Annotated in this window: 15 protein-coding genes and 1 pseudogene; 15 read left to right on the top strand and 1 reads right to left on the bottom strand. The window is 44.4% G+C overall.

What is annotated here, in order from left to right:
- The first annotated feature begins 21 nt into the window (after positions 1 to 21).
- The 13 genes from ACEN8J_RS09950 (at position 22) to ACEN8J_RS09890 (ending at position 21,945) form a co-directional block, all read left to right on the top strand.
- Complete coding sequence (locus ACEN8J_RS09950; RefSeq protein ID WP_165150659.1) at positions 22 to 915, top strand: helix-turn-helix transcriptional regulator; 894 nt, start codon at positions 22 to 24, stop codon at positions 913 to 915.
- Positions 916 to 1,237: 322 nt separating this feature from the next.
- The gene (locus tag ACEN8J_RS09945; RefSeq protein WP_495594455.1) at positions 1,238 to 2,206 is read left to right on the top strand and encodes a LacI family DNA-binding transcriptional regulator; all 969 of its coding nucleotides are present in this window, start codon (positions 1,238 to 1,240) and stop codon (positions 2,204 to 2,206) included.
- A gap of 309 nt (positions 2,207 to 2,515) precedes the next feature.
- The gene (locus ACEN8J_RS09940) at positions 2,516 to 3,469 is read left to right on the top strand and encodes an ABC transporter permease (protein WP_340932231.1); all 954 of its coding nucleotides are present in this window, start codon (positions 2,516 to 2,518) and stop codon (positions 3,467 to 3,469) included.
- Positions 3,470 to 3,482: 13 nt separating this feature from the next.
- The gene (locus ACEN8J_RS09935) at positions 3,483 to 4,379 is read left to right on the top strand and encodes a carbohydrate ABC transporter permease (protein ID WP_029515275.1); all 897 of its coding nucleotides are present in this window, start codon (positions 3,483 to 3,485) and stop codon (positions 4,377 to 4,379) included.
- Between the two features lie 124 nt (positions 4,380 to 4,503).
- A complete protein-coding gene (locus ACEN8J_RS09930; protein WP_029515274.1) occupies positions 4,504 to 6,129 on the top strand; it encodes an ABC transporter substrate-binding protein in 1,626 nt (541 codons plus the stop codon).
- A gap of 25 nt (positions 6,130 to 6,154) precedes the next feature.
- On the top strand, positions 6,155 to 8,623 hold the full coding sequence (locus ACEN8J_RS09925) for a PfkB family carbohydrate kinase (protein WP_029515272.1): 2,469 nt from the start codon (positions 6,155 to 6,157) through the stop codon (positions 8,621 to 8,623).
- Positions 8,620 to 10,893, top strand: a complete 2,274-nt coding sequence (locus ACEN8J_RS09920; protein WP_241113510.1) for a GH32 C-terminal domain-containing protein — start codon at positions 8,620 to 8,622, stop codon at positions 10,891 to 10,893. The genes ACEN8J_RS09925 and ACEN8J_RS09920 overlap by 4 nt, the downstream gene beginning before the upstream one ends.
- 189 nt (positions 10,894 to 11,082) lie before the next feature.
- Complete coding sequence (locus ACEN8J_RS09915) at positions 11,083 to 15,084, top strand: GH32 C-terminal domain-containing protein (RefSeq protein ID WP_495594454.1); 4,002 nt, start codon at positions 11,083 to 11,085, stop codon at positions 15,082 to 15,084.
- A gap of 318 nt (positions 15,085 to 15,402) precedes the next feature.
- Positions 15,403 to 15,750: a hypothetical protein gene (locus ACEN8J_RS09910; protein ID WP_495594453.1), complete on the top strand. Its 348-nt coding sequence runs from the start codon at positions 15,403 to 15,405 to the stop codon at positions 15,748 to 15,750.
- Between the two features lie 100 nt (positions 15,751 to 15,850).
- Positions 15,851 to 16,918 (top strand): tyrosine-type recombinase/integrase, encoded by a 1,068-nt coding sequence (locus ACEN8J_RS09905; protein ID WP_495594452.1) that lies wholly within the window; start codon positions 15,851 to 15,853, stop codon positions 16,916 to 16,918.
- Between the two features lie 112 nt (positions 16,919 to 17,030).
- Positions 17,031 to 19,079: a site-specific integrase gene (locus tag ACEN8J_RS09900; protein ID WP_029515266.1), complete on the top strand. Its 2,049-nt coding sequence runs from the start codon at positions 17,031 to 17,033 to the stop codon at positions 19,077 to 19,079.
- Positions 19,080 to 19,104: 25 nt separating this feature from the next.
- Positions 19,105 to 21,480, top strand: coding sequence for a site-specific integrase (locus tag ACEN8J_RS09895; RefSeq protein WP_029515264.1), 2,376 nt, complete (start codon positions 19,105 to 19,107; stop codon positions 21,478 to 21,480).
- 126 nt (positions 21,481 to 21,606) lie between these two features.
- Positions 21,607 to 21,945, top strand: a complete 339-nt coding sequence (locus ACEN8J_RS09890) for a hypothetical protein (protein WP_495594451.1) — start codon at positions 21,607 to 21,609, stop codon at positions 21,943 to 21,945.
- Here the strand turns inward: ACEN8J_RS09890 and ACEN8J_RS09885 are convergent.
- Positions 21,945 to 22,278: pseudogene (locus ACEN8J_RS09885) on the bottom strand (transposase); the annotation flags it as partial. The gene ACEN8J_RS09890 and the pseudogene ACEN8J_RS09885 overlap by 1 nt on opposite strands.
- Positions 22,279 to 22,417: 139 nt before the next feature.
- On the opposite strand from ACEN8J_RS09885, the gene ACEN8J_RS09880 reads away from it, so the two are divergent.
- Positions 22,418 to 22,888, top strand: a complete 471-nt coding sequence (locus ACEN8J_RS09880; RefSeq protein WP_029515261.1) for a Wadjet anti-phage system protein JetD domain-containing protein — start codon at positions 22,418 to 22,420, stop codon at positions 22,886 to 22,888.
- Between the two features lie 543 nt (positions 22,889 to 23,431).
- On the top strand, positions 23,432 to 23,740 hold the full coding sequence (locus ACEN8J_RS09875) for a hypothetical protein (RefSeq protein ID WP_495594450.1): 309 nt from the start codon (positions 23,432 to 23,434) through the stop codon (positions 23,738 to 23,740).
- Positions 23,741 to 24,206 lie beyond the last annotated feature (466 nt).

Raw genomic sequence — 24,206 nt, 5'->3', positions numbered from 1 at the left:
TGAGGAGGGTGAAATATTGCTGTGAATCATGGGGAGGGAAACGGGAAAGAGAAGCAGTCCTCGATATCTTTTCACTTTATAACACCTATGCCCTATATCTTGTTAAAAGGTGCTGGATATGAGCTGATTACTTCGCATGATTATATCTGGGATGGACGGAACCGTACCGGAGACCATTGTGTGCTTCAATATACATTGAATGGTCGCGGTGAGATTGAAACGGGGGGGAGGAGACATTCCCTCGAGCCGGGGGATGCTTTTCTGGCTGATGTTCCGGGCGACCATATCTACCGTCTCCCCTCTGATTCTCCCAGATGGGAAGTGCTTTACTTCGAACTGTCACACTTGGCGCTGCATCTCCTCCAGGAATGGCTGGACATAAGCGGCTACATTTTCCGGATTGAGCCGGGGACCGATTTGGAGCATCTCCTGTGGGTGACTTATCGGGAAGCTATTGAGAACAGCTACCGCGATATGTATCAGTGCTCACGGGCTGCTTATTCACTGGCCATGTCACTGGCGAGTCATCTTGTCACTCTTGCCAGCAGCGTCCCATTGCCTCCGGTTGTAGAACGCTGTAAGACCTTCATTGACAGTAATCTGCATCGGAGCATTGGCCTTCAGGACATGGCGGAGGTCTCCGGATGTTCTAAATTTCATCTCACCCGTGAGTTTGAGCGCAAGCTTGGCCTCTCTCCCGGCCGCTATTTAACTCGTATGAGGTTGGAAAGAGCGGCTGCTCTTCTGCTGGAGCCCGCAAATCTGACATTGGAGCAGGTGGCGGAACAGTCCGGTTTCTCGAATGCGAATTATTTCGGCAAAGTGTTCCGAAAGTATACAGGAATGGCTCCAGGCGAATTCCGCATGGAGGGCGATTTGTATCAAATTCGGCGGTTGATCCGGAGCGATCAATGAAAATAGGGTCTTGAAGATAGTAACAGGCTGCCGAAAATTTCGGCAGCCTTGTTTTAAAGCAGCTTAAAAGAAAAAAGAAGGGTCACGCAAACACTACGTTAATGATTAGGGGGTCGATTGACTCAATAGTATCGATGACAAAAAGATCCCCGTCCCGCCGGAATGGAGTTGGTACTCCTCAGCGGTTCGATTGAATCAGGTGACACAAATTCATATGCGGAGTAGGTAATGAAGAAAGTCAGAAAAAAAGCGCTTCAAAGATTATTGAAACGTTTCCAACTTCGTGCTATTATAATTCCCATAAGAGATATGGGGGGGTTAAATGCCAAGTATTAGAGATGTAGCTAAGATAGCTGGTGTTGCTGTGGGAACGGTGTCCCGCGTTATTAATAACTCGGGCTCTGTAAAACCAGATACACGAAGGAAAGTGGAGAAAGCTATACAAGAACTGAATTATTTTCCTAATGAAGTCGCTCGAAATTTTAAAATGAGGAAATCCAAGATGGTAGCCTTGCTGCTTCCAAGTATCTGGCATCCTTTTTTTTCTGAACTGGCTTATTACATTGAGGATGAGTTGGATCGGGAAGGCTTTAAGCTCATGTTATGTAATAGCGGCGGCAAGCCCGAAAAGGAACTGTATTACCTGGATATGCTACGTCAAAACAAAGTGGCTGGTATTGTCGGCATTACTTACAATGATATAGAAAATAGCGTAAGCAATGACATTCCAATTCTAAGTATTGACAGACATTTCAACAAAAAAATCACTTGTGTGACCTCAGATAATTATGAGGGAGGCCGTCTAGCTTTGAGGGAACTTGTTAAGGCAGGGGCCCAAAAACCGGCTTTTATGGGAAGCGTCACTTCCATTTTTAGTGAAACCATGAATCGAAGAAAAGGTTTCATTGATGAGGCGAAAAAATTGGGTGTAGACCATGTTGTATACGAGAAACCAGATCCTATTGTGGACGACGAAGCCTATTTTGGCGAATTTCTATCTAAGCATCGGGATGTGGATGGCATTTTCGCTATTACCGATATGTTTGCCGCCAAATATATAGAAAGAGCAGGTAGGCAGGGTATTCGAGTTCCAGAAGATGTAAAGGTCATCGGTTATGACGGCATTCAGGATCATCGTTATTTTCATCCGATATTGTCTACAATTAGGCAGCCAGTGGAGGAGATGGCACGTCTGACAATCAGACTACTGTATCAAAAGATGGATGGTATAACTTTAGATCAGCAAGTGTATCGTCTCCCCGTTATCTTCAGGCAAGGCGAAACGACATGAGTTTTATTGTATAAATATTAGCTCATTCAGTTGGATCTCAGTCTGGATCTGCAAACTCGCCTTTTTTTTTATAATAAATTGGAAACGTTTCATTTGACAATCAGACTACTCTGTTAAAAGATCCAAGGAATAAGTTTGGATCAGCAAATGTATCGTCTCCTGCTATCTTAGGCAAGGTTGTTTTTGACTTTGGAAAAACTTTAGCTCATTCGGTGGATTTATGGTATGGATCACCGGCTGACGTTTTTCTTTTAATAAATTGGAAACGTTTCAAAAATGAAAATATTCTTTTACAAGAAAGGGAGTGTAATGGTGAATTCAAGAACTAGTGAGTGGGATCATTCTACGATCAAGCCAAATCGCAAAATATGGAACCAGATCAAACGTGACTATGAACTATATCTGTTTTTGCTGCCAATCATTATTATTTATCTCGTATTTAAGTACTATCCAATGTATGGAATACAAATTGCTTTTAAGGATTTTTCACCAAGTCGGGGAATCTGGGGAAGCGAGTGGGTAGGCTTTAAGCACTTTATTGATTTTTTCGATTCCTATAACTTCTGGACGATCATGACTAATACGCTTACACTCAGTGTTCTATCGCTTGTATTTAGCTTCCCAGCTCCGATTATTATAGCGATTATGCTCAATCAGATGCTGGCCAAGAGATACAAGAAAATTGTACAAACTGTAATTTATGCACCACACTTTATTTCGACCGTAGTGCTCGTCGGTATGCTTAATGTTTTTCTGTCTCCAAACAGCGGAATTGTGAATCACATCATCACTTGGTTTGGAGGGGACCCCATTATGTTCTTGGCCGACGAAGGGTGGTTCCGCCCTTTGTATATTTTATCAGGGGTTTGGCAAGAGACAGGTTTTGCTACCATCATTTACCTTGCTGCGCTGGCAGGGGTCAATCCAGAATTGCATGAAGCCGCGATCATGGATGGAGCAAGCAAATGGAAGCGCGTAATGCATGTGGATATTCCAAGCATTTTGCCGACGATCGTCATCTTATTGATTCTCGCACTCGGTAACATTATGGGTATCGGTTTTGAAAAGGCTTTCCTTATGCAGAACGATTTGAATTATGCCACCTCCAATATTATTCCGACCTATGTTTATGAAATCGGGATTCAAAAAGCACAATACAGCTTTTCTACAGCAGTTGGCCTGTTTAATTCAGTTGTAAATATTATCCTGATAGTCACCGTCAACCGGATCGCAAAAAAATTGACAGAAACCAGCCTGTGGTAAGGGGGAGTTCATTTTGAATCAATTATTAAAGAGAAAAAGCAAGGGAGACATGTGGTTTGACATCGTCAACTACGTCATGCTGACCATAGTTATGTTGCTTGTATTATTCCCGCTGTATTTTGTATTGATTGCTTCACTCAGTGACCCCAATCTCATCTACTCAGGTGAAGTATGGTTCTTTCCAAAGGGTTTTACGCTGGATGGATACGGGCGAATATTCAGCGATTCATCTATATGGATTGGATATGCCAATTCGATCTTATATGCGAGTCTAGGAACATTAATCGGAGTTGCCGTGACCGTATGTGCAGCTTACCCGTTAGCTCGTAAAGGACTGGCAGGAAAGTCGGTAATAATGTGGTTTTTACTGATTTCCATGTTTTTTAGTGGGGGGTTGATCCCGACCTATTTGCTGATTAAAGATCTTCACATGCTGAATACGATCTGGGCACTTGTTATTCCTGGAGCGGGAGGTGTGTTCAATGTCATTATCGTAAGGACTTTTTTTCAGTCGACCATCCCGGATGAAATGTGGGAGGCCGCTTCCATTGATGGTTGTTCCAATACCAGATTTTTTTGGAGCATCGTATTACCTTTGTCTAAGTCCGTTATAGCCGTAATGGTACTGTATCATGTTGTCGGGTTCTGGAATGGTTTCTTTGACGCTTTGATTTACTTGAACGATGAAAGCAAGTATCCATTACAACTGGTCCTTCGCAACATTCTTGTCCAGAATCAGGCCAACTCGAGCATGATGATAGACGTGGAATCCTATGCAGCGAAGATGCGCGTTACAGAGCTTATCAAATATGGTGTCATCATGGTATCCAGCCTACCGTTGCTGATTTTGTATCCTTTCCTGCAAAAATACTTTGTTAAAGGCGTGATGATCGGCTCGATCAAAGGCTAACATTGTCATGGTGCCTGAAAGGGGGAATGTGCAACAGAATACCTAAATTCAGCATTCAGACAAGTAAATAACTAGGACAAGGGAAGTTCTCAGCTTGTGGACTGACATAAGGAGGTTATGTACGATGAAATTATTCAAAAGGGCTGGAATTCTAATGCTGGCTGGAATGTTTGCTCTTAGCGGATGTTCGGGAGGCGGAGGCGAGTCAAAAAATCAGACGGTGAATCCAGATCAGGATGCAAATTTTAATAAAACCGGTCTTCCGATTGTTAAAGAAGCGGTGACATTAAAGATGGTATCCCCAAAAGCTGCTTTAGCGCCAGATTACTCGAAAATGGAAATATTTAAGCGGCTGGAAAAACAAACAAACGTAAAAATTGATTGGGAAAACATTCCAGACACTGACTTTGCAGAGAAGAAAAATTTGTTGTTGGCCAGCGGAGATTTGCCAGATGCCTTTTACGGAGCTGGATTCACAGATTACGATCTAATCAATTACGGTAAAGACGGAACCATTATTCCGCTGGAGAATTTAATTGATAAATATGCACCTAATTTGAAGATGCTTCTCGATCGACGGCCTGATATTAAACTAGCCATCACAGCGCCAGACGGTCACATCTATGGGCTGCCGTCGTGGGAAGAGAATAAGCTCGATACCAACCCCTTCTTTCACGTCATCAATAAAAATTGGCTCGATAAACTGGGCCTAAAATTACCTCAAACGCTGGACGAATACACGCAGGCTTTGATTGCCTTTAAAACGAAGGATCCGAACGGCAATGGCAAGGCTGATGAAATCCCATTAAGCTTTATGCACATGCAGTGGTGTAGTGACATTGCTGGCATATTCGGAGCTTTCGGTCTTCCGGATAATTTGGAACATCGGATCGTCCGCGAAGGTAAAGTGATCTTTACCGCTACGCAACCTCAATATAAGGAAGCATTAAAATATATTCATGATAACTGGTATAAGCAGGGGCTGATTGACCCTGAATCGTTCACCCAGGATGCCGCTCAGTATTTAGCAAAAGGCAAAACACCAGATGAAACGCTCGGCTCCTACGTTTGGTGGGAAGTCGAAGAAGTTGTCGGACCGGAGCGTAGTAAGGATTATGCTCTGCTGCCCCCGCTTAAAGGCCCAAATGGAGATCAAATGATTGGTCGCAACAACGGCGGCGGTCCGGGACGAGGTAGCTTCGTGATTACAAAGGAGAACCGTTATCCGGCAATGACGATGCGTTGGATCGATCAACAGTATGACCCTTACATGGCGGCTCAAATTCACTGGGGTCCGTTGGATGTCGTATTCAAGAAGGACGAAAAAGGAAAATTGGTGAACCTGCCGCTTCCCAAGGGAGTCTCCGCAGGTGAATTCCGTCAAAAAGTGGCTCCAGGCACAGGAAATCCGGGCGTCATTACTTTCGATGACTTCGGAAAAGTTGTTGATATGGAACCCCGAGCTCAGAAGCGTGCTGAGTATTTGGAGAAATATTACACTCCATATATGAAAAAGGAAAACTATGCGAGCATCTTCTTTGAACCGGATGAACTAGATAAAATCAATCGGATTGAGCCAGAACTTATTAAATATGTAAATACCCAAAGAGGCAAGTTCATCGTCGATGGCGAGGTAGATGAAAAGTGGGACAGCTATGTGAAGACACTCGAGAAGATGGGGCTGAACGAATTAATGGAGATCTATCAAAAAGGGTTGGATCGATATAATGCAAATTTAAAAAATAAATAATCAAACGATAGGTGGGGAGAAAACTGTGCTTGATGTAATAACCATTGGGGAAGTATTGATAGACTTTACGCCATCAGGTCGTACCACGGGAGGCAACGAGCAGTTTGAATGCAATCCTGGAGGGGCTCCGGCTAACGTAGCAGCTGCTCTATCCCGTTTAGGAGCTAGAGCGACATTGATTAGCAAAGTTGGGGATGATCAATTCGGTTCCTTGCTGCACGATACCTTGATGAACGGCGGCATCGACGTGTCTGCGCTTACGTTTACAGATGAAGCCAATACAACGCTGGCATTTGTTCATCTGGATGACAACGGAGACCGATCGTTCAGCTTCTACCGGAAACCAGGAGCGGATACATACTTGCGCACGCAGGATGTCCCGTTCGATAGGATTGAAAACTGCCATGCACTGCACTTTGGTTCTTTGTCGATGACCCATGAGCCGGCCCGTACGGCAACAAGAGCGGCAGTTGTGAAGGCTAAAGAGGCAGGAGTCCTGCTTTCATTCGATCCGAATATCCGGTTTGCTTTATGGGAGAGTAAAGAGGAAGCGAAACAGAATATCCTTTGGGGCATGAAGTATGCAGATATCCTGAAAATATCGGAAGATGAGCTCCACTTTATAATGGGTACAACTGATGTGGAAAAAGGCTCGCTAGAGCTGCAACAGCAATTCGGCATCGCCGGGATCTTCGTAACTTTAGCGGAAAAAGGCTGCTATTACCGATTAGCTGATCATGACGGATATGTGCCGGGTTTTCAAGTAGAGGCCACTGATACGACAGGAGCCGGCGACGCTTTTCTGGGCTGCTTGTTATATAAGATACTGAAAGCCGGTGTTTATTTGAATCAGCTGACCAAACAGCAAATCATCGGTATGCTAACTTTTGCTAATGCCGGCGGTGCATTAGTAACCACACGGAAAGGGGCTCTTCAATCTATGCCGACGACAGATGAAATTACCCAGATAATCGAGACAAATAAACAGCACGATGATGATAGATTTAGGCCGGGTTTTCATTTTTCACCTCACTCCCATTGGTTGAATGATCCCAACGGATTAGTCTATTACGAGGGAGTCTATCATCTGTTTTATCAGCACCATCCTTATAGTAACCAATGGGGACCAATGCACTGGGGTCATGCGGTAAGCCAAGACCTGGTTCATTGGGAGCATATGCCTATCGCTCTGTTCCCGGATGAGCATGGCGCTATTTTCTCCGGTTGCTGTGTGGTTGACTGGAATAATAGCAGCGGACTGTTCGATGGTTCCCATGGATTGATCGCACTCTTCACTCATGCAGACAGCTGTCCGGAGACCGAACAACCTCGCCAGCGGCAAAGCCTGGCTTACAGCAGCGATAAAGGCCGAACTTGGCACAAATATGAGGAGAACCCAATACTCGACGAGCATGATCTGGTCGACTTCCGGGACCCCAAGGTGTTCTGGCATTCGCCAAGTGCATCCTGGATTATGGCTCTTGTCGCGGGAGACCACGTTCGGTTTTATCGTTCCGACAATTTGCGTGAATGGTCGTTGTCAGGCGAATTCGGAAAGAGTGAAGGCTCGCATGACGGAGTTTGGGAATGCCCTGATCTCTTTGAATTGCCGGTTGATGACAGCGGACATTCCAAATGGGTACTTATCATAAGCATCGGAGATAATCCCAACTGTCCAGAAGGCTCACGCACGCAATACTTTATCGGAGAGTTCGACGGAAATACGTTCATTAATGACCATCCGGCCGATCATATCCTGTGGCTGGATTATGGCCGGGACAATTATGCGGGGGTCACCTGGTCGGATATAGCTGAGCAGGACGGACGGCGTGTGATCATCGGATGGATGAGCAACTGGAAATATGCTAACCAAACGCCTACCGGGGCCTGGAGAGGCACAATGACTCTGCCTCGCGTCTTGTCATTGACCAGTCGAGACGAGGGCGTAGTTCTGACCCAAATGCCTGTTCGGGAAATAGAGCAGCTGCGGAAAGGAACGCTCTGCTGGAATGAGGTTAAGGTTACGCCAGAGGTGCCGTTTACGCAAAAAACGAATGATGTTCTGCTTGAAATTGAAGCGGATATCGACATTCGTTCCGAAGACGAGGTTCATATTAAAATGAAGTCCTCTGGGCAAAGTGAGACTATTATCGGTTATGACCCTGTGCGCCAATGGCTATTCATCGACCGCTCGAAATCGGGCCTGAGTGATTTCCACCCGTCGTTTGCGTGCAAGCACGGTGCTAGAATGGTTTCGGAGAATGGGAAGATCAAGCTGCATATCTGGCTGGATCGCAACGCGGTTGAAGTGTACGCGAATGAGGGCTTGGTTGCACTGACGGATCAAATATTCCCTGATGCTCCGATGGATCGTATTGAGATAAGTGCGAAATCAGGGGAAGTTGTAGTGAACTCGTTTTATATGCATGCTCTTAACTCCATTCATATTCCTAATGGTCCAACGGAGCAGACATCCAGGAGGGTTGAAGTATGAGCCATGCAACCGATAATCGGGGATTGATTATGTATTGGGCCTTCAATGAAGGAACCGGTACAAGCGCTCTGGAGAGCGTATCCCAAGTCCAGGATAATATCCAGTACGTGTTTAACCAAGCGGAGTTTACTCAACCTTGCCCTCCACGGTGGAGACAGGGGGTAATTGGAAATGGGCTTCTGTTCGATGGTTATTCGACTTACATTGCGCATTCGTTCGATGAGGGAAATCAGAACACCGAGCCAGAGTATCGATCAGCGTTAAGCATAGGAGTATGGGTAGCCCCACGCTCCTATGAATGGGGGGATGATGGCAAATTGTCCGCCATCGTGAACCGCTACAACCTGGATCGCAAGCAGGGTTATCTGCTCGGCATGTTCCGTCACGGTTCCTGGTCCTTCCAAGTCGGGCTGGAAGGAGGAGACTGGAAGGAACTTTGGTCGCCGGACGGCCATGAACTGCCCAAGAATGAATGGTCATACGTGAATGCTGTGTTCGATGGGAACCAAGGGGAAATCAAGCTGTATTTAAACGGCAGTGAAATCGCTTCAGCTGCCGTGCCTCGTGGTTCCCGCCTGGCTGAGGCGGCGGACACGGATCTTCTTATCGGCAAGAATAACCATAGCAGCCTGCTGGCGGAAGTGTTCAGCCTGCACATGTTTAGCGGTATCATTGATGAACTCAAGATTTATAATCGGGCGCTGAGCGCGGAAGAAGTGGCCGCTTCTTATCGGCATGTGCTGGATACCTTTCATGAAGGTATCCGGCCACAATTAAACTATGACGAGATCAAGCTGGACCGAACGCCACTGCTACTTGATCGGCACAGACCGCAATATCATGTTAGCCCGCCGGCCCATTGGATGAACGAACCTCATGCACCGATCTATTTTGACGGGCAATATCATTTGTTCTATCAGCATAACCCGCAGGGGCCGTTCTTTCATCAGATCCATTGGGGACATTGGGTAAGTCAGGATTTGGTGCATTGGCGTGATCTACCCGTGGCCCTGGCGCCCGAAAAGGATCAGCTCGCACCGGACGGGATCTGGTCGGGAAGCGCAACCTATGATGCTGACGGACTTCCTGTCTTGTTCTTTACGGCAGGTAATGACAGCGCTTCTCCGAATCAGAGCGTAGCGCTTGCCCGAAGCACTTATACCCTTGACGGAAACCCGGATCTGGTTCAGTGGGTCAAACATCCAGAGCCGTTGATCGTGCAGAAGAAGGGAATGGGCGCATTTGGGGATTTCCGAGATCCATTCGTATGGAAGGACGATGACGGCTGGTATGCTCTGGTCGGGTCCGGAATTGAAGGTGGAGCAGCACTGGCATTTGCGTCACAGGATATGCTGAATTGGACGTATAAAGGGCCGTTTTTTAAAGCGGATATTCAGAAGTTTCCTTACCTTGGACCCATCTGGGAGCTCCCTGTGCTTCTTCCCCTTGGCAGTGACAAGCAGGGAGTGAACAAACATCTGCTGCTTGTCAGCCCTGTGGGGAAGGGAGCGGATGTCGAGGTGTTCTATTGGATCGGACAACTTGACAAGCAAAATCTTTCGTTCATCCCCGATCAAGAAGAGCCTCAATTGATTGATGTCGGGGATTTCCATTTTACCGGACCGAGCGGAATGGTTGATCCGAAGACCGGCAGAAATATCGTCTTTACGATAGCCCAAGGCGACCGGACCTCCGAGATGGAATATAAGTCGGGTTGGGCTCATAACGGAGGCTTGCCGTTAAGCGTGTATTTGAGGGATGACGGACGTCTGGGAATAGAGCCGATTCAGGAGCTTCAATCGCTGCGTGGCCCTAAGCGGCTATCGCTTCGGGACCAGTCATTGGCTGAAACTAATGTGCAGCTTAGGAATGTTCATGGTGACATGCTTGAGATTCAATTGGAATTGGAGCCCGGCAGCGCCAAAAAATTCGGAATCAAGGTCCGTTGTACGCCGGACGGAGAGGAAGAAACTCTGCTGTATTATGATTGGAATCAAGCGTTGCTCATGGTCGACCGCTCGAAAACGACCCTGCATCCTGGAGAAAAGTGCGGAGGGATTCAAGGCGGTAAGTTGGAGCTGCTTGGGGAGAATCTGAAGCTTCACATTTATTTGGACCGCTCCATGGTCGAAGCTTATGCAAGCGGATTGAAAAGCCTGACAACCCGGGTATATCCGAGCCGTATGGATGCTTTGGGACTCGAGATTTGGGGAGATGGAGAACCGTTTGTTAAATCCTTGGATATATGGGATATGCAGTCCGTTTGGTAAGACGGTTGTTTAGGCGCTCCTTACGAATGGGGTATGCACAAATGATCAAGAAACTTTGCATTCCTCCGTTTGGAAACGTTTCATTCATATTCTCCCTTCTTCATGACTATTCATCTTTGTACAAGGAGAGCATTTCGAAATGAGGTATCGATGTTCGCAAGTATAACAAGTTTCGAAGGAGGCTCGAGAATGAGGAAAGTCAAAAGAGGAAAATGTTGGATATCGGGAATGGTTATATGGGCTATGGTGCTCCAGCTTGTTGTTCCGGGAATCTCTGTCGCGTCCGAAAATAGAACTGTTGCTGGAGAAACGCTCATTCCTAAGAATGATGTGAAATCATCGGTTACGGATGCGATTTATCAAATCAAGAATATTCCTAAGAATGACATGGGATTGTCAGTTACAGATTCAGTCTATCAAATCCGGAATCCTGGATTTGAAACAGGAGATTTGACGGGATGGACCGTTATCAAAGGCGATGCGTTCGGTCCGAATAGCGTAACCGACGAAACGACTTGGTGGGCAGAAAAAATACCGTATAACCAGGAAGGAGCTTATCATTTAAACGGCTGGAAGTATGACGAATCTGCGACAGGTGTACTTCGTTCCAGCACTTTCGAGCTGGGCGGAAGCGGCTGGATCAGCTTCAAGCTTGGCGGTGCAAAGAACCCAGACAAGGTATTTATAAATATTGTGGAAGTCGATACGGGACAAGTTATTGCCCGATACGGAAATAGCGCATTCGCCGACGTTGGCTTCCCGGATCCTGCGCAGGGCATGCGGCTTGCCAATATGGTGCAATACAAGGCGGATCTTTCCACACAATTGGGCAAGAAACTGTATGTGGAGGTCGTCGATAATGCAACCTCGGATTGGGGAGTCATTTTTGCGGACGCATTCTCCATGTACCATGAGTCGGAGCCAGCTGAAGGAATTGTTGCGACGGATATCAAGCCGGATTTCAAGCGCTATGAAATCGATAATCCAAGCTTTGAAACCGGAAATCTCGATGGCTGGACGGTTGAGGAAGATGCTTTTGAAGTAACTGATGAAGCTCATGCGAGCAAAGAAGGGAACTTTTATGCCAAATCCTCCCTGCAAGGAAAGGGCTCCATCACTTCTAATACTTTCACGCTTCAGGGAACCGGAACAATTAATTTTACTGTTTTGGATATCCTCAAACCAGAAAATGCATATGTTGCACTTTTCGATGCGAACAGCAACACATTGCTTATGAAAACCGGGAATGTCAGCGCGAACGAGAAAATCTCATGGAAAGTGCAAGAACACTACAACAAGAAGCTCTATGTAAAGGTTGTCGATCATTCCAATGAAGCCAGCATTGCCGTTGATAGTTTCCAAGCAAGTGGTAGGGGGACTATTTTCTACTTAAACCTTGATGAAGGCGCAGGAAAGAAAGCGTTGGAGAAAGTACACGATCTTAAGCACGATGTGAACTATGTATTTAACAACGCCAGGTATATGGCGTCGAAGGATCCGAGATGGACTCCGCGCGGAATAAAAGGCGGCGCCTTATTGTTCGATGGATACTCGAATTATATTGAGGTCAATGCAAACGATACTGTGCCTATAAGCGACGCGTTAACCATCGAAGCTTGGGTTGCACCGCGTAGCTATGAGTGGGGAGACGGAAACAAGCTGTCTGCGATCGTAAACCAATCCGACCAGGATAAAGCGGAAGGCTTTTCTCTTGGTATGTATCGGCACGGTACATGGTCGATGCAAGTAGGCATCGGCGGTCAGTGGATTCAGGTATGGGTAAAGGATCACCCGTTGGAAAAATACAAGTGGAATTATGTGGCCGCTACTTTCAGTAAAGAAGATGGAAAAATTAAGTTATATCTAAACGGTGAGGAAGTGGCTTCCCAAGCAACCCCCGTCAACGTTCCGATCACACCATCTACCGAAAGCCTGATCATCGGGAAAAATAATAAACCTGTAGAGTTAGCAGGGGTGTTCTCCTTCAATATGTTCAGCGGACTCCTAGATGAAGTGAAGCTGCATAATAAAGCCCTTACGAACCAGGAGATACTTGCTGGATATGAGAGCGTGAAGGCGCTTCATGGAGGTTCAATTCCGAAAATTCCGAATGCGGACATTGATGAGGATCCAAGTGTGTTTGACGGAGATCAGCACCGACCCCAGTACCACGCGATGCCTCCGCAAAACTGGATGAATGAAGCACATGCACCGATTTACTATAACGGCAAATACCATTTATTTTATCAACATAACCCGCAAGGTCCATTCTGGCATCAAATCCACTGGGGGCATTGGGTGAGTGACGATATGGTGAACTGGGAAAATGTAAGACCTGCTCTTGCGCCCGAAGCGGGCACCCTAGATCCGGACGGCACGTGGTCAGGCAGTGCAGCGTATGATCGAAACGGCAATCCTGTTCTGTTCTATACCGCTGGCAACGACTCCTTGTCGCCGAACCAAAGAACAGGGTTGGCAACTCCGGCGGATTTGTCCGATCCCTATTTGGAAAAATGGGGGAAATATCCTAAACCGGTAACGGAGCAGAACGGAAAAGGCATCCACAACGAGTTCCGCGATCCGTTTGTATGGTACGACAAAGAGGTGGACAAGTGGTATCAGTTAGTGACATCTGGTCTTCCAGACTTCAGCAGCGGCACAGCTTTGGTGTATGTATCCGAAGATATGTACAATTGGAAATATAAGGGGCCGTTATACGTTAGTGACAGAAGCCGTTATCCGGAGTTGGGTACGGTATGGGAGCTACCAGTGTTATTGCCATTAGGCACGGATAGTACGGGCAAGCAAAAATATATTTTCATGATTAATCCCCATGAAAAGCCGGAGCATGTTCCTCCAGCGAACGATGTGCAAAGAGATGTTGAGGTCTTTTACTGGATCGGGACCTGGGACCGGGATAACTTTAAATTTATTCCTGATCAGGAGGCACCCTCCAAAATGGATGTAGGTGACGGCTATTTAACCGCAGAGAGCGGTCTGGTCACACCCGACGGAAGAACGGTCGTATTCTCTATGGTGCAAAATGTAAGAACACCGCAAGCCGAATATCAATCTGGATGGGCTCATAATTTATCTTTGCCGGTTTCCCTAAGCCTCGATAAGCATGATAAATTGCATATCGAACCGATTAAAGAACTGCAGAGCCTTCGAGGGGAAAAATGGGTTGATTTTTCGGACAAAAATTTGGAGAGTGCCAATCAATTGATTAAGAATGTCAAAGGCGACATGCTAGAGATTGTGATGGAGATTGATCCGCGTGAAGCCCAGAAATTTGGTCTCAAGGTGCGACGCTCGGAAAAAGGCCAAGAAGAGACGCTCATTTACTACGACAAGAAGAACGGGACGTTTAATGTGGATCGAACCAAGAGCAGCATTGATCCGGATGTGCGTGTAGACGGCATTCAAGGAGGATATGTAGATCTTGAAGGAGAGAACTTGAAACTCCATATCTTTCTTGATCGCTCGGTCATTGAAGCCTTTGCAAATTACAAGAAGAAGCTGACAACTCGTGTCTATGTAGGCAGATACGACTCCTTAGGCTTACAGATCTGGGCCGATGGCGATATCAATATCAAATCCATGCAAGTATGGGATATGAATGCCTTAACGGGTAAACCGGCTGCTCCGGTCTATGTACCCGATAAGTGGGATAATTCTGTGTATAAGGATATTACAGAGCTGCCTAACCATGATTTTGCTACGGGCGACTTAACAGGATGGATGACGGAAGGAGACGCCTTCCAGAATGTCCATGTGACCAATACCCAGTTCTTCTGGGACAACATTTTCTTCAACCCGTCGCATAAAATTCCGGGCAGCTACCATTTGTGGGGCTTCAACGAGCAAGCCGGCGGCGACAGCTTAACCGGAGCGCTAAGATCTCAAAATTTCGTCCTTGGTGGGAACGGTAAGATCAACTTCCTTATCAGCGGAGGCCGGGATATAGATCGTCTGTATGTTGCGCTGGTTCGGGCGTCGGACGACAAAGAGTTATTTAAAGAGACAGCGACCAATTATGAGGAATATCAACGTAAGATTTGGGATGCGACGGATTATATCGGGGAGGAGCTTTATATAAAGGTGGTTGACCACTCCAAAGGCGGGTTTGGACATATTAACGTCGATGATTTTAATGTACCTGTTCAGGTAAAGAAGAAAACTAACAACTGACTCTTGTTAATACAGAATACCCGTGAGTCCTGTAGTCACTCCAAGCAAATCGAATAGTCAAATAGCTTATCATTCGAAATGGCATCGGTATTGTATCTGATTCTGGAATTGAGCTTTTGATAAATGGGAAGTAAATAATGTAAATCTCGAAACCCCTTATCTTATCTATGGATAGGGGGTGAATTATTGTTGTCAGAATGCAACGTATTGTGTAGAATTAAAGAAAATTATGGAAACATAATTGAGGTGGGGGTGGTCCCTCTATACTCAACTTATACAGAGGAATGAATAAAAATGCTTGGGAGAGGGGGGGAGTGTGTGTGTAAAGAGCTTCTGAGCATAGCACAGCTAATGGGGGAAACAATGCGATTGGTTGGGTATGCCCGATACTACAAATCCCTTAACATTGATGGTTTACATTACATACATCAAGTAGAAGGTACCCAAGTGATCGCTATTGTTAAACCAAATCATAGTACTCATCATGAAGCTACAACATTTTTAATGAATCTATTATTTACGGAAAAGCTAAAAATGAATACGGTTACAGGGCATGCCCAGAATCTGAAAAAGTTCTTGGATTACATGATGTTCTGGAGGCTAGAGGAAGATTTTGAACATATCCATAATATCGAAGTAAAAGCAGGTAAGACCGTATCCTATTGAAGTAATATTACTGGGATTTGCGGATTACCTTCGATGTATTCCAAAAGGTTACAAGCCATTTGAAGATTTAAAGGTGGCGACTCACGGGATTCATTGGTCTATGTTAAAGAATATCCCCCTTAACAAACATGCAATGGCAGAAGGGAAGCTATCAACCGTAATTCGAAGCAGTCATAACGATTTAAAGAAAACCAACTGGTGTGAGTACCCGTCTGGTGCACTTGCTCCGATCATCTATACTGCATGTGCATATCTGAAGTTCTTGCGTGATAGAACAACAAGATTTAAATACCTGCCATTAGAGCAGGTTCCGAGAAAAGAAATAAGAGATAATCATTCATTAATAGCGGGTACTGCGGGTAGTAGGGTGCGGATAGTGTTTGATGTGGAAAATATTGCTCGAGATTCCGGTACTGCAGGACCTGGAGGAGGGAAGAGCAGGCAAGCCTCTCCCATTAACCACGACAAGGTCTTTAGTGAGACCGAAGCAGACATGTTCTTTGAATTGATCGATCCGTATGAAAATGCTTTGGATCTTCTTCTCTTTGCGATATTGCGTTACTTTGGATTACGCCCTAGTGAAGCAGCTGAGATTCGAATTGAGCCGTCAACAATTCCTTCCAACTTAAACGTGTATCATACAGCAAGAGAGGAATTAACCGAGTCTCTTTCCGGGAACTTGCAGTTTGTAAAAGAACGCGGGTTGCGGGGGAATTGGGTCATTGATACGGGATGGAAAACGAAGGCTTCCTGCAGGGACGTGGCGTTGATAACTCACAAAACAATTGATCCATTTAGCAGGAAAAATATCCGATTTCCAACACAAGAGGAGTTCACTGATCTTCTGTATTGGGCACTTCTTCAGCGGCGGGAACTTTTGTCTTATTACACAAGTGAAGATCATGGCTATCTATTTGTATCAGAGTCAAACAATTCAAAAGGGAAGCCATTAAGTAAGAAAGGCGTTTACAGTAAGTATAATAATTTGGCTGATGACTTATTTCAACGAACTGGGGGAAGCGTAGACCTACGTTCCTACTATCCACACACCTTCCGACACTTATTCGCGACATCACTTCTCCTAAGATATCGCAGACCATTCGAAGAGATCAGCAAGTGGTTGGGGCATTCTTCTGTCGTGATTACGCGCGATACATATATTCATTAGATACCTGAGTCAAATAATGACACGAAAAAGGTAAAGTAGATCATTTAGGGAGGGTATTTATGCGACAGGCGGAGATCTCAGAGGGAATCCACGCGCATGAGGAGGACTCGGAATGACACTAGAATGGACTCCATTATCGGAATTTCGCAAATTTTTAAAAAACACGCTGCGTTTGAATCATGTGAATCAAGTATTTTCTTCTATAAAAAATCCCGTCCTTCAATTATTTACTACATTTCCGGCCCCGGATAACTGGTTAGCTGTACCGCCTGAAGAGAGACCAACCTTTCGGCATCGCGACAGTCGAGACCTATGGTATGTCATTTTCTGGGCTTGGCATACAGGTTTTTGCAAGGGAAATGATGTAGTAGCACAATATCGTCGAAACGACTTGGTTTGTTACCTGTCAACCAGAGGTCGTGTTAATCTGTCGGATTTCCCCGTCAAAATGGGCCTCCTCAAAAATTCAGAAGCAGAAAACATCCGCAAAAAAGACTCAAACCGTATAGGTTTGTTCAACAAACTATCTATACACCTTCTAGGTGTTATGAAACCGCTGGGCGATTTCACGGAAGAAGATATAGCGTTAGCGGATGTAATGCGTCCGAACGACAAACGTTATAACGCCAAGTGTTTAAAGGACATTCTTTTTGAGCTTGGATATTCGGATGAACCAGGAAGACGTAGGCAAAGAATACTGTTTGACGATTGCTGTGAGCATCCAAAGTGGGGGGATATCGCACGTGAGTTTCGCGAGCATTTAAAACGAAGTAATTCGCTAGACTATTATATTCGTAAAGCGGGCAGTGCTTTGCATAAATTTTTTAAATGGCTTGACCAGCACGGGGAGTCGGATGCTTCATCTCTCGAGTATGAAGATTTTCTCGATTTGTTTGATTACATTTCAAAGAATAACGATGGAGAGGAGTTTTCAGCTAAGTATACCGGGAACAATCTTCTACACATAAAGTTATTCTTTGATTGGGGGAAAGGTTCTCATACATTTTTTCCAACATACGTTGACTGGCCCAGTGATTTATATTCTGGAATTCATCGTGAGGCCCAAGAAGAAACATATTCCGGTGATGGCCTCGCTTTTGATGACCCAAACTTCCCGATGCTCATGAAGGAAGCAATTGAAAATTATCATCCCGAAGATGATGTTGAAGTTTTATGTCGCGCTTTTTGGTTAATTATTGCCTCATCACCGGTGCGTAAAACGTATCTGCTCAATCTTCAGGCTGAAGAATGTATGCTGCCATTGCCTAATGCTCCATCAGCGGTAGGATTATACAGCCCATATTCAGGTATTGAGAAAGCTAAACATCGTAACGGCCAATTTCCTATAATTGATTCTGCAGGTCTTAGAGCGGTCGAATTTTTACAGAAAAGATCGAGCGATAAAGCCTTCCGACCGATACGGAACGAAAGAGCGGATGCATCGTATGTGCATCTTTTTCAATTGGAGAAATATCCCTGGATTTTGAATGAAAGACAAATATATAGGTTTTTTTACAAGATAGCAGAATTTATTGGACATGGAGATAAAAAAGGGAAGGCTCATGGTTACAGACACTATCTCATAACTCACATTGCAATCGAAACCGGGAACAGTGAGTTAGCACGACTTGCTGCAGGTCATGAAAATCAAACCATGCTGAATCGATACTTACGAAGTAATCTCTCCCGTCAAGCATTGTTATTTGCTACTATTAAGAAATATCAGGATGGTGAGATTGCGGGACGGTTTATTTGGCGAATCTTCGAAGCACTTGCCAGCGAACAAACTGAGCCTGACGAATTGATAAAAGCTTTGGGATCTGAAGAGCTATCTTTAGATGAATTCTTTGCAAAATTCGGGCTTCCAGCTCCTACAGGTGTAGGAAGATGTTTAATACAGAGGGCTTGCCTTTTTGAGGCAAAGTGTTTTTCCTGTCATCATTTCGCCATACGAAAAAGTGAAGCAGCACAGGCATTTCATACTTTGGCCAGATTAACCAAGGACATGTGGAACATGATGCGAGGCAGTCGGGATTTTACAACCAAAAACGCCAAGGCGGCCGGATTAGCTACGCAAATAGCGTTGCTTGGGGACATGATTCGGCATTTCGGCTATAGTGACGAACAGATTCAAATAGAGGTTATCAGTCGACTAGTCTGAGCTTAGATTGGAAAGAGGTGAAATCGTGTCGCAAATATTAGCTTGGCAATCCCTGAGATTTGGACCCATTACTGTAAGGCGAAAGGGACAATTCGAGAGTAGAGAGCATCTGACAAGATCGGAGTATGAACAATACAGATCGGCAGAGACTTGGGGACGGGTTGAACCTATTTTATCAAGCTCCTTAACGGATTTGGTACAACCCACAATATTTTTCAAGTTACCCGGCACCCAAAGAGATTACGTATTACTGCTTGCCTTTTTACAACGGATCAGTTTGCCTTTAGAGATCGTATTTCCAACAAAGACCGAATTCAATAAATTTCCTTTTCCCGAGTTACCGAATTTTGAGTACTTTGATGCGCTTTACGATAAATACTATCCGGTATTGTATCCGATGGATAGCGAAAAACAACTACAAAAGGCAAAGAAAAGGATTCCTTTGCTTCGAACTGTAGTTTGCTTATGGTTCGCAGGTTACGCCCTTAAGGAAGGGTTAGAGGGTAATCATATTATTACTTCCTCTGTATTAGCAAAAGCAAGTAAGATCGCTAAATATCATAGAAGTAGTTTAACCCTCCTAGGTAAGATGTTAGCTAAAGAAACAGATTCCTTGATTGAAAATAAACCGGTCATACCTTGCGATGAAGCGGAAAGAAGTGTCTGGATAGCCGCGGGAATATATCCAACCCAAACGCCGTTTGAGGAGAGTCTCTATACCTTTGCATTTTCTTACTTGAGGCAACGTGTGAATAATTCAATAACTGATGATTATTACGACGATGAAGGAAATTTACTTTTCAGATACGGTAAAAAAACTATCAGCATAAATTATTGGAAAGCGATAGTCAAGTACATCCGGTATTTTGCAATCAAATGTCGATCAAAAGGTCTTACTGACATAAGCGAGAATTCAATATCAGAAGTATACACAGAGATTTTTGGCCAGATGAAGGGACAAGAAGATAAGACGTTTTTCCGAGTGGCGCTTCGACATTGGCTTAGGTGGCTTATAAGAACTACAAATGCTTCATACAACATAGAACGGATTATGCCAAGACCTAGACGTGTTATGTCAAAAGATCATGGACGAGTATTTAGTATGTCCAAAGCTTATATTCTTGTGCAGACCTTAATGAACGATCAAACTCCTTTAATTAACGAGAACATTCTGATGGACTTTCGTCATAGGCGGGCTTGCCTGTTGATGTTATCAACTGCAGCAAGGCCTCATGAAATAGTTAATTTGCTTCAGAATGCTTTATTTATAGATTCGCAGGATAATTCCTGGATTCGTTTTCACAAAACCAAGACCATTCGCAATCAACCCGATCGAAACGGCTATGAATGGGTTCATCACGCTCTAGTGAAGAGCGATGCTGCAAGATGGTTTAACGAATTGATTCATTTTGCCCCATCAGAACCTATATTTTTTCCAAGAGAGTGGGGTGGGGATGGCCTTACGGAACTTCGTTTACTGGCTTCAAAACATAATGATGGCCCTATACGAACTAGCGGACTGTATAATTTTTTAACTCGCAATCAATCGAAGTTATGGCCTGAACTTAGGAAGCCATATTTCACACCCCATAATCTAAGAGCGCTCCATCTTACTTATCGGCGTATCTTAGGAGACAATGATGAGCTACTAGAGAGGCAGGCAGGACATAGTCATCCTTCCTCAAAAAAGCCTTATACGGAAACAATGCCTGCAGAAGAAGTTGCAAAGTTTGGTCATCTACTTCAAAAAGGCGTTTGGAGAAAGAAACCGGAAGGGGAGGATGCTGATAAGACAGAAGGGGCTGGAATTTCGTCTACTGAATATGTAGCCATTGATGAGATAACCGAAATTTCATCTAAGTTTGAGGTCACGCCTCAAAAGCTAGATGAAGCATATAAATTAACCCAGAAAATTATAGAGGAATCACCACGTTTCCAAGGTAAAGTTATTGATTTGGAAGATGAGTTACACGAGGTTAACGTAGGTGGTTATACGCATAATTGTAATGCACATGTCTTGCTAAACTGTGGTCATACACCCGGGCATTGTAGAGCATGTGATGATTATAGTCCTGATGAGGGTACAGAAGATGCGCACAAGGCCGACATATTTCGTGAAATGTTGCATTATTACTATTGTCTCGATGCAGAGAAAAATTTCAAGTCCACAGGACAACGAAAAATGGTTTTTCAGAAGGCTGAGGATATAAAGGAACGGTTGAACAAAACAGAAAGAAGTCTCTGGGTAAATAAATTTAAAATGCCGCCAAATGAGGCGAAAAAACTGCATTCATTGCTCTTTGAGAAAGCAAAGGCATACTTTCGTGAACAGTCTAAAGAGAAGCCTAATCCAACTAATGCAGAAGTGCTTTGTTATATTTTAAGTGGGGAGGTAAAGTAAATTGGCTCGTCCGGTTTCTTTCAGTAGCAGCGACTTGCATGGGAATGTGCACAAGTAAAAAGAAAGCTTTTAAATGATGTCAAAAAGGGGCGATTATCGCGTCTTTCAAAATCAGATGTGTACGATATGATTGCAAAACGCCCGCGAATCAGATTGAAAAGCTCGCGAATCAGATTGAAAAGCTCGCGAATGTTGTGGACGGGTTCCTATAAGGAATATTTGGAAAAATGGTTCACCAAATTGAATGAGGAAATACAATTAATCCTAGACTCGGCCTCTGAAGGAGAACCAACGATTACAAGTCCTGAGATTGTAGCCCAGGAGCACCGGGAATTGCAAGCCAAGGTTACTCATTTAACACAGCTTATAAGTACGTATAAAGATGCTTTGGACGAATTACGCATAGAGAACGGACAGTACCGAGAATTAATCAGCCAGCGTTTCGGAGATATTGACTTATTCTAATGATCCTGAATGTCCCGTGTACTGATACCCTTCGCATACATATGTGCTCCTCAATGCCGGTCACATTCGTTTGATTTTTCTTCACGACTACAGGTTCAAATTCTACATCACCGTATTCGGAGGTTACGGTTTTCTTACTGTTGTAGCCGTCGCGGCTGTTTCTCGTTTGTTTGTTTTTACATCATGTTTCTCATAACCGGGATGCGTATCCAGTTCGGCTTCTAATGCTTCTTGAAGTACATCTGCAAATAATTCCTTTAATGTCCATTGAATATCTTCTGCCGATTGAAAATTATGCTCTTTTACGAATTGACGTAATTCTTGTTTTGACAATAATCCGCTTCAGGTCACCATGTGCTTATTCCTCCAACTTTGATCTAGTAGTCAGTATTGACAAATTTATCTCAGTTGAAGTAAAGATTATGTCCAAACTAAATTGTTACTTCAAGCCTTGTAAGGAATTGAATTACAAATGGGTGAATCTCTCCCAGAGCGACTATTCTTTGGTGTGACGGTTCACTCGCAATTAATGAAAGCAGGCCGCGTGATAGATTTGAGGGCTGAACGCATTCTTATCATTGGAAATAAAACTGTATTTCATGAATATATCCAATCGTTATCGAGAATTGGTAATTTGTTAGAGAAGAAGATCATTGTTGTTTATCTTGGAAGTTTTCCAGGACCGGATAAACGATTTTTTCTTCGGCAAATCCAAGATAAATTTGATAAAAATGGTCTTCAGATTGAAGTTCAGTTTTGGGGCGACATCGATTGGGGAGGGTTCCAAATATTCCGGCATTTGCAAAAATCAGTGTTTCCACAACTACGACCCTATCGTATGGATAAGACTACTTTCCATCAGCATTTGGATTGGGCAGAAACCTTCACTGCAGATTATCAAGTCAAATTGGAGCAGCTACTGGAAAACACGGATAATTCCTAGTTTCACGGATTAATTCGAGAGATGTTGTGTACGGGCAAGCGTTTAGAGCAAGAAGCTATACTATTATAAACTGTATTTCAGCCACTGGTTGTTGCCGAATTCTATAAGATTCGTGGTAATACTTTGTATTGACAGTGTATTTCACAATAGCCGCGACTTTTGCGGCTTTTTTCATTTATTGTTATTAGTTGTTTTCTTGGACTGGGACAAAAATCAAAATTGAGCCTTCTATTTTTACCATAAAAATGCAAGTAAATCCGTAACTGGCCGATCAAGGAAACAAGGTTGTTACCAGGTTGGTGTAGAGCAAGGTAACGTCTGGGTATCTTGGCGGCTTATTTAAATGGGGGATGAAGAGCCAGTTGCAGACTACATTCTCAGTTCCCGGCTACAGCAAGCGATCAAAGCGTGATCGTGTGCTGACACCGGCGGTTACTCCTATTCGTGGTCGGTGGAAATTTCTCTTACGGGGTCACCGCTTGCGGCATGTTGTTAATTGGGGTCGGGACCGGTTTATTCCTTACCCCCAATACGACGGAGATCATGTCAAGCGTTCCGGAGCAAAGCCGCGGGGTGGCGAATGGACTGCGGTCCATGCTATATAACTTGGGTCAAGTGCTGAGTACGGATCTTTCTTTAACCATCGTCGGCGCAGCGCTGCCAGCCCACCTGAAGAACGTGCTGTATTCCGGAAAGAATAATGTGATTTCTGCCGTTGATTTTGCTTTCGTCATTCACGGTTACCGCTGGGTCATCATCGCACTAATAGGGACTTCTCTACTCGCTCTTGCTGCCTCGTGGTTCCGTCCGCAACAGAAAAAAGCTTACGAAAGCTCTTCAGCGGCCTCTTGACTTTGACGCATTGATGCCGCGTCAATCCGTCCGATCCTCATCGATCGGTCCTGCGGCTGCCGCCATAACCCCAGCGCGTCCGGTAAGCCCAAACTTCTGGAGCTAGCGATATATATCCGGCGGGTAGTGGAGCGTTGACGATAATATTGCTTACCAACCTGTAACTAAAGAAGTTTTTATTAGAAGGATACCTTTTTACTTCTACAAACCCGATACACGCTCAAAAAATGTAGGTGGCTTCCTTGCTATAATACGTTGCTCTCATTTTAAGATTTCCAGCCTGATAAAAATTTCAAGTAAAGTAGAACTTATGACCTATTGGAATTATTTTCATATTACTGTATTATCATTGAGTGTAAACATGATCGATCAGGACTTTTTAAAAGAACACATAAAGGATAAATACGGATACGAAAGACTCATCACTTATTTCTCAAGACATGAAGTAATTGGGGAAGAAATTTTT

This window comes from Paenibacillus sp. Paensp38 (assembly GCF_059491915.1).
The sequence above is the reverse complement of the archived record's forward strand: the minus strand, read 5'-3'. Positions and strand labels throughout refer to the sequence as shown.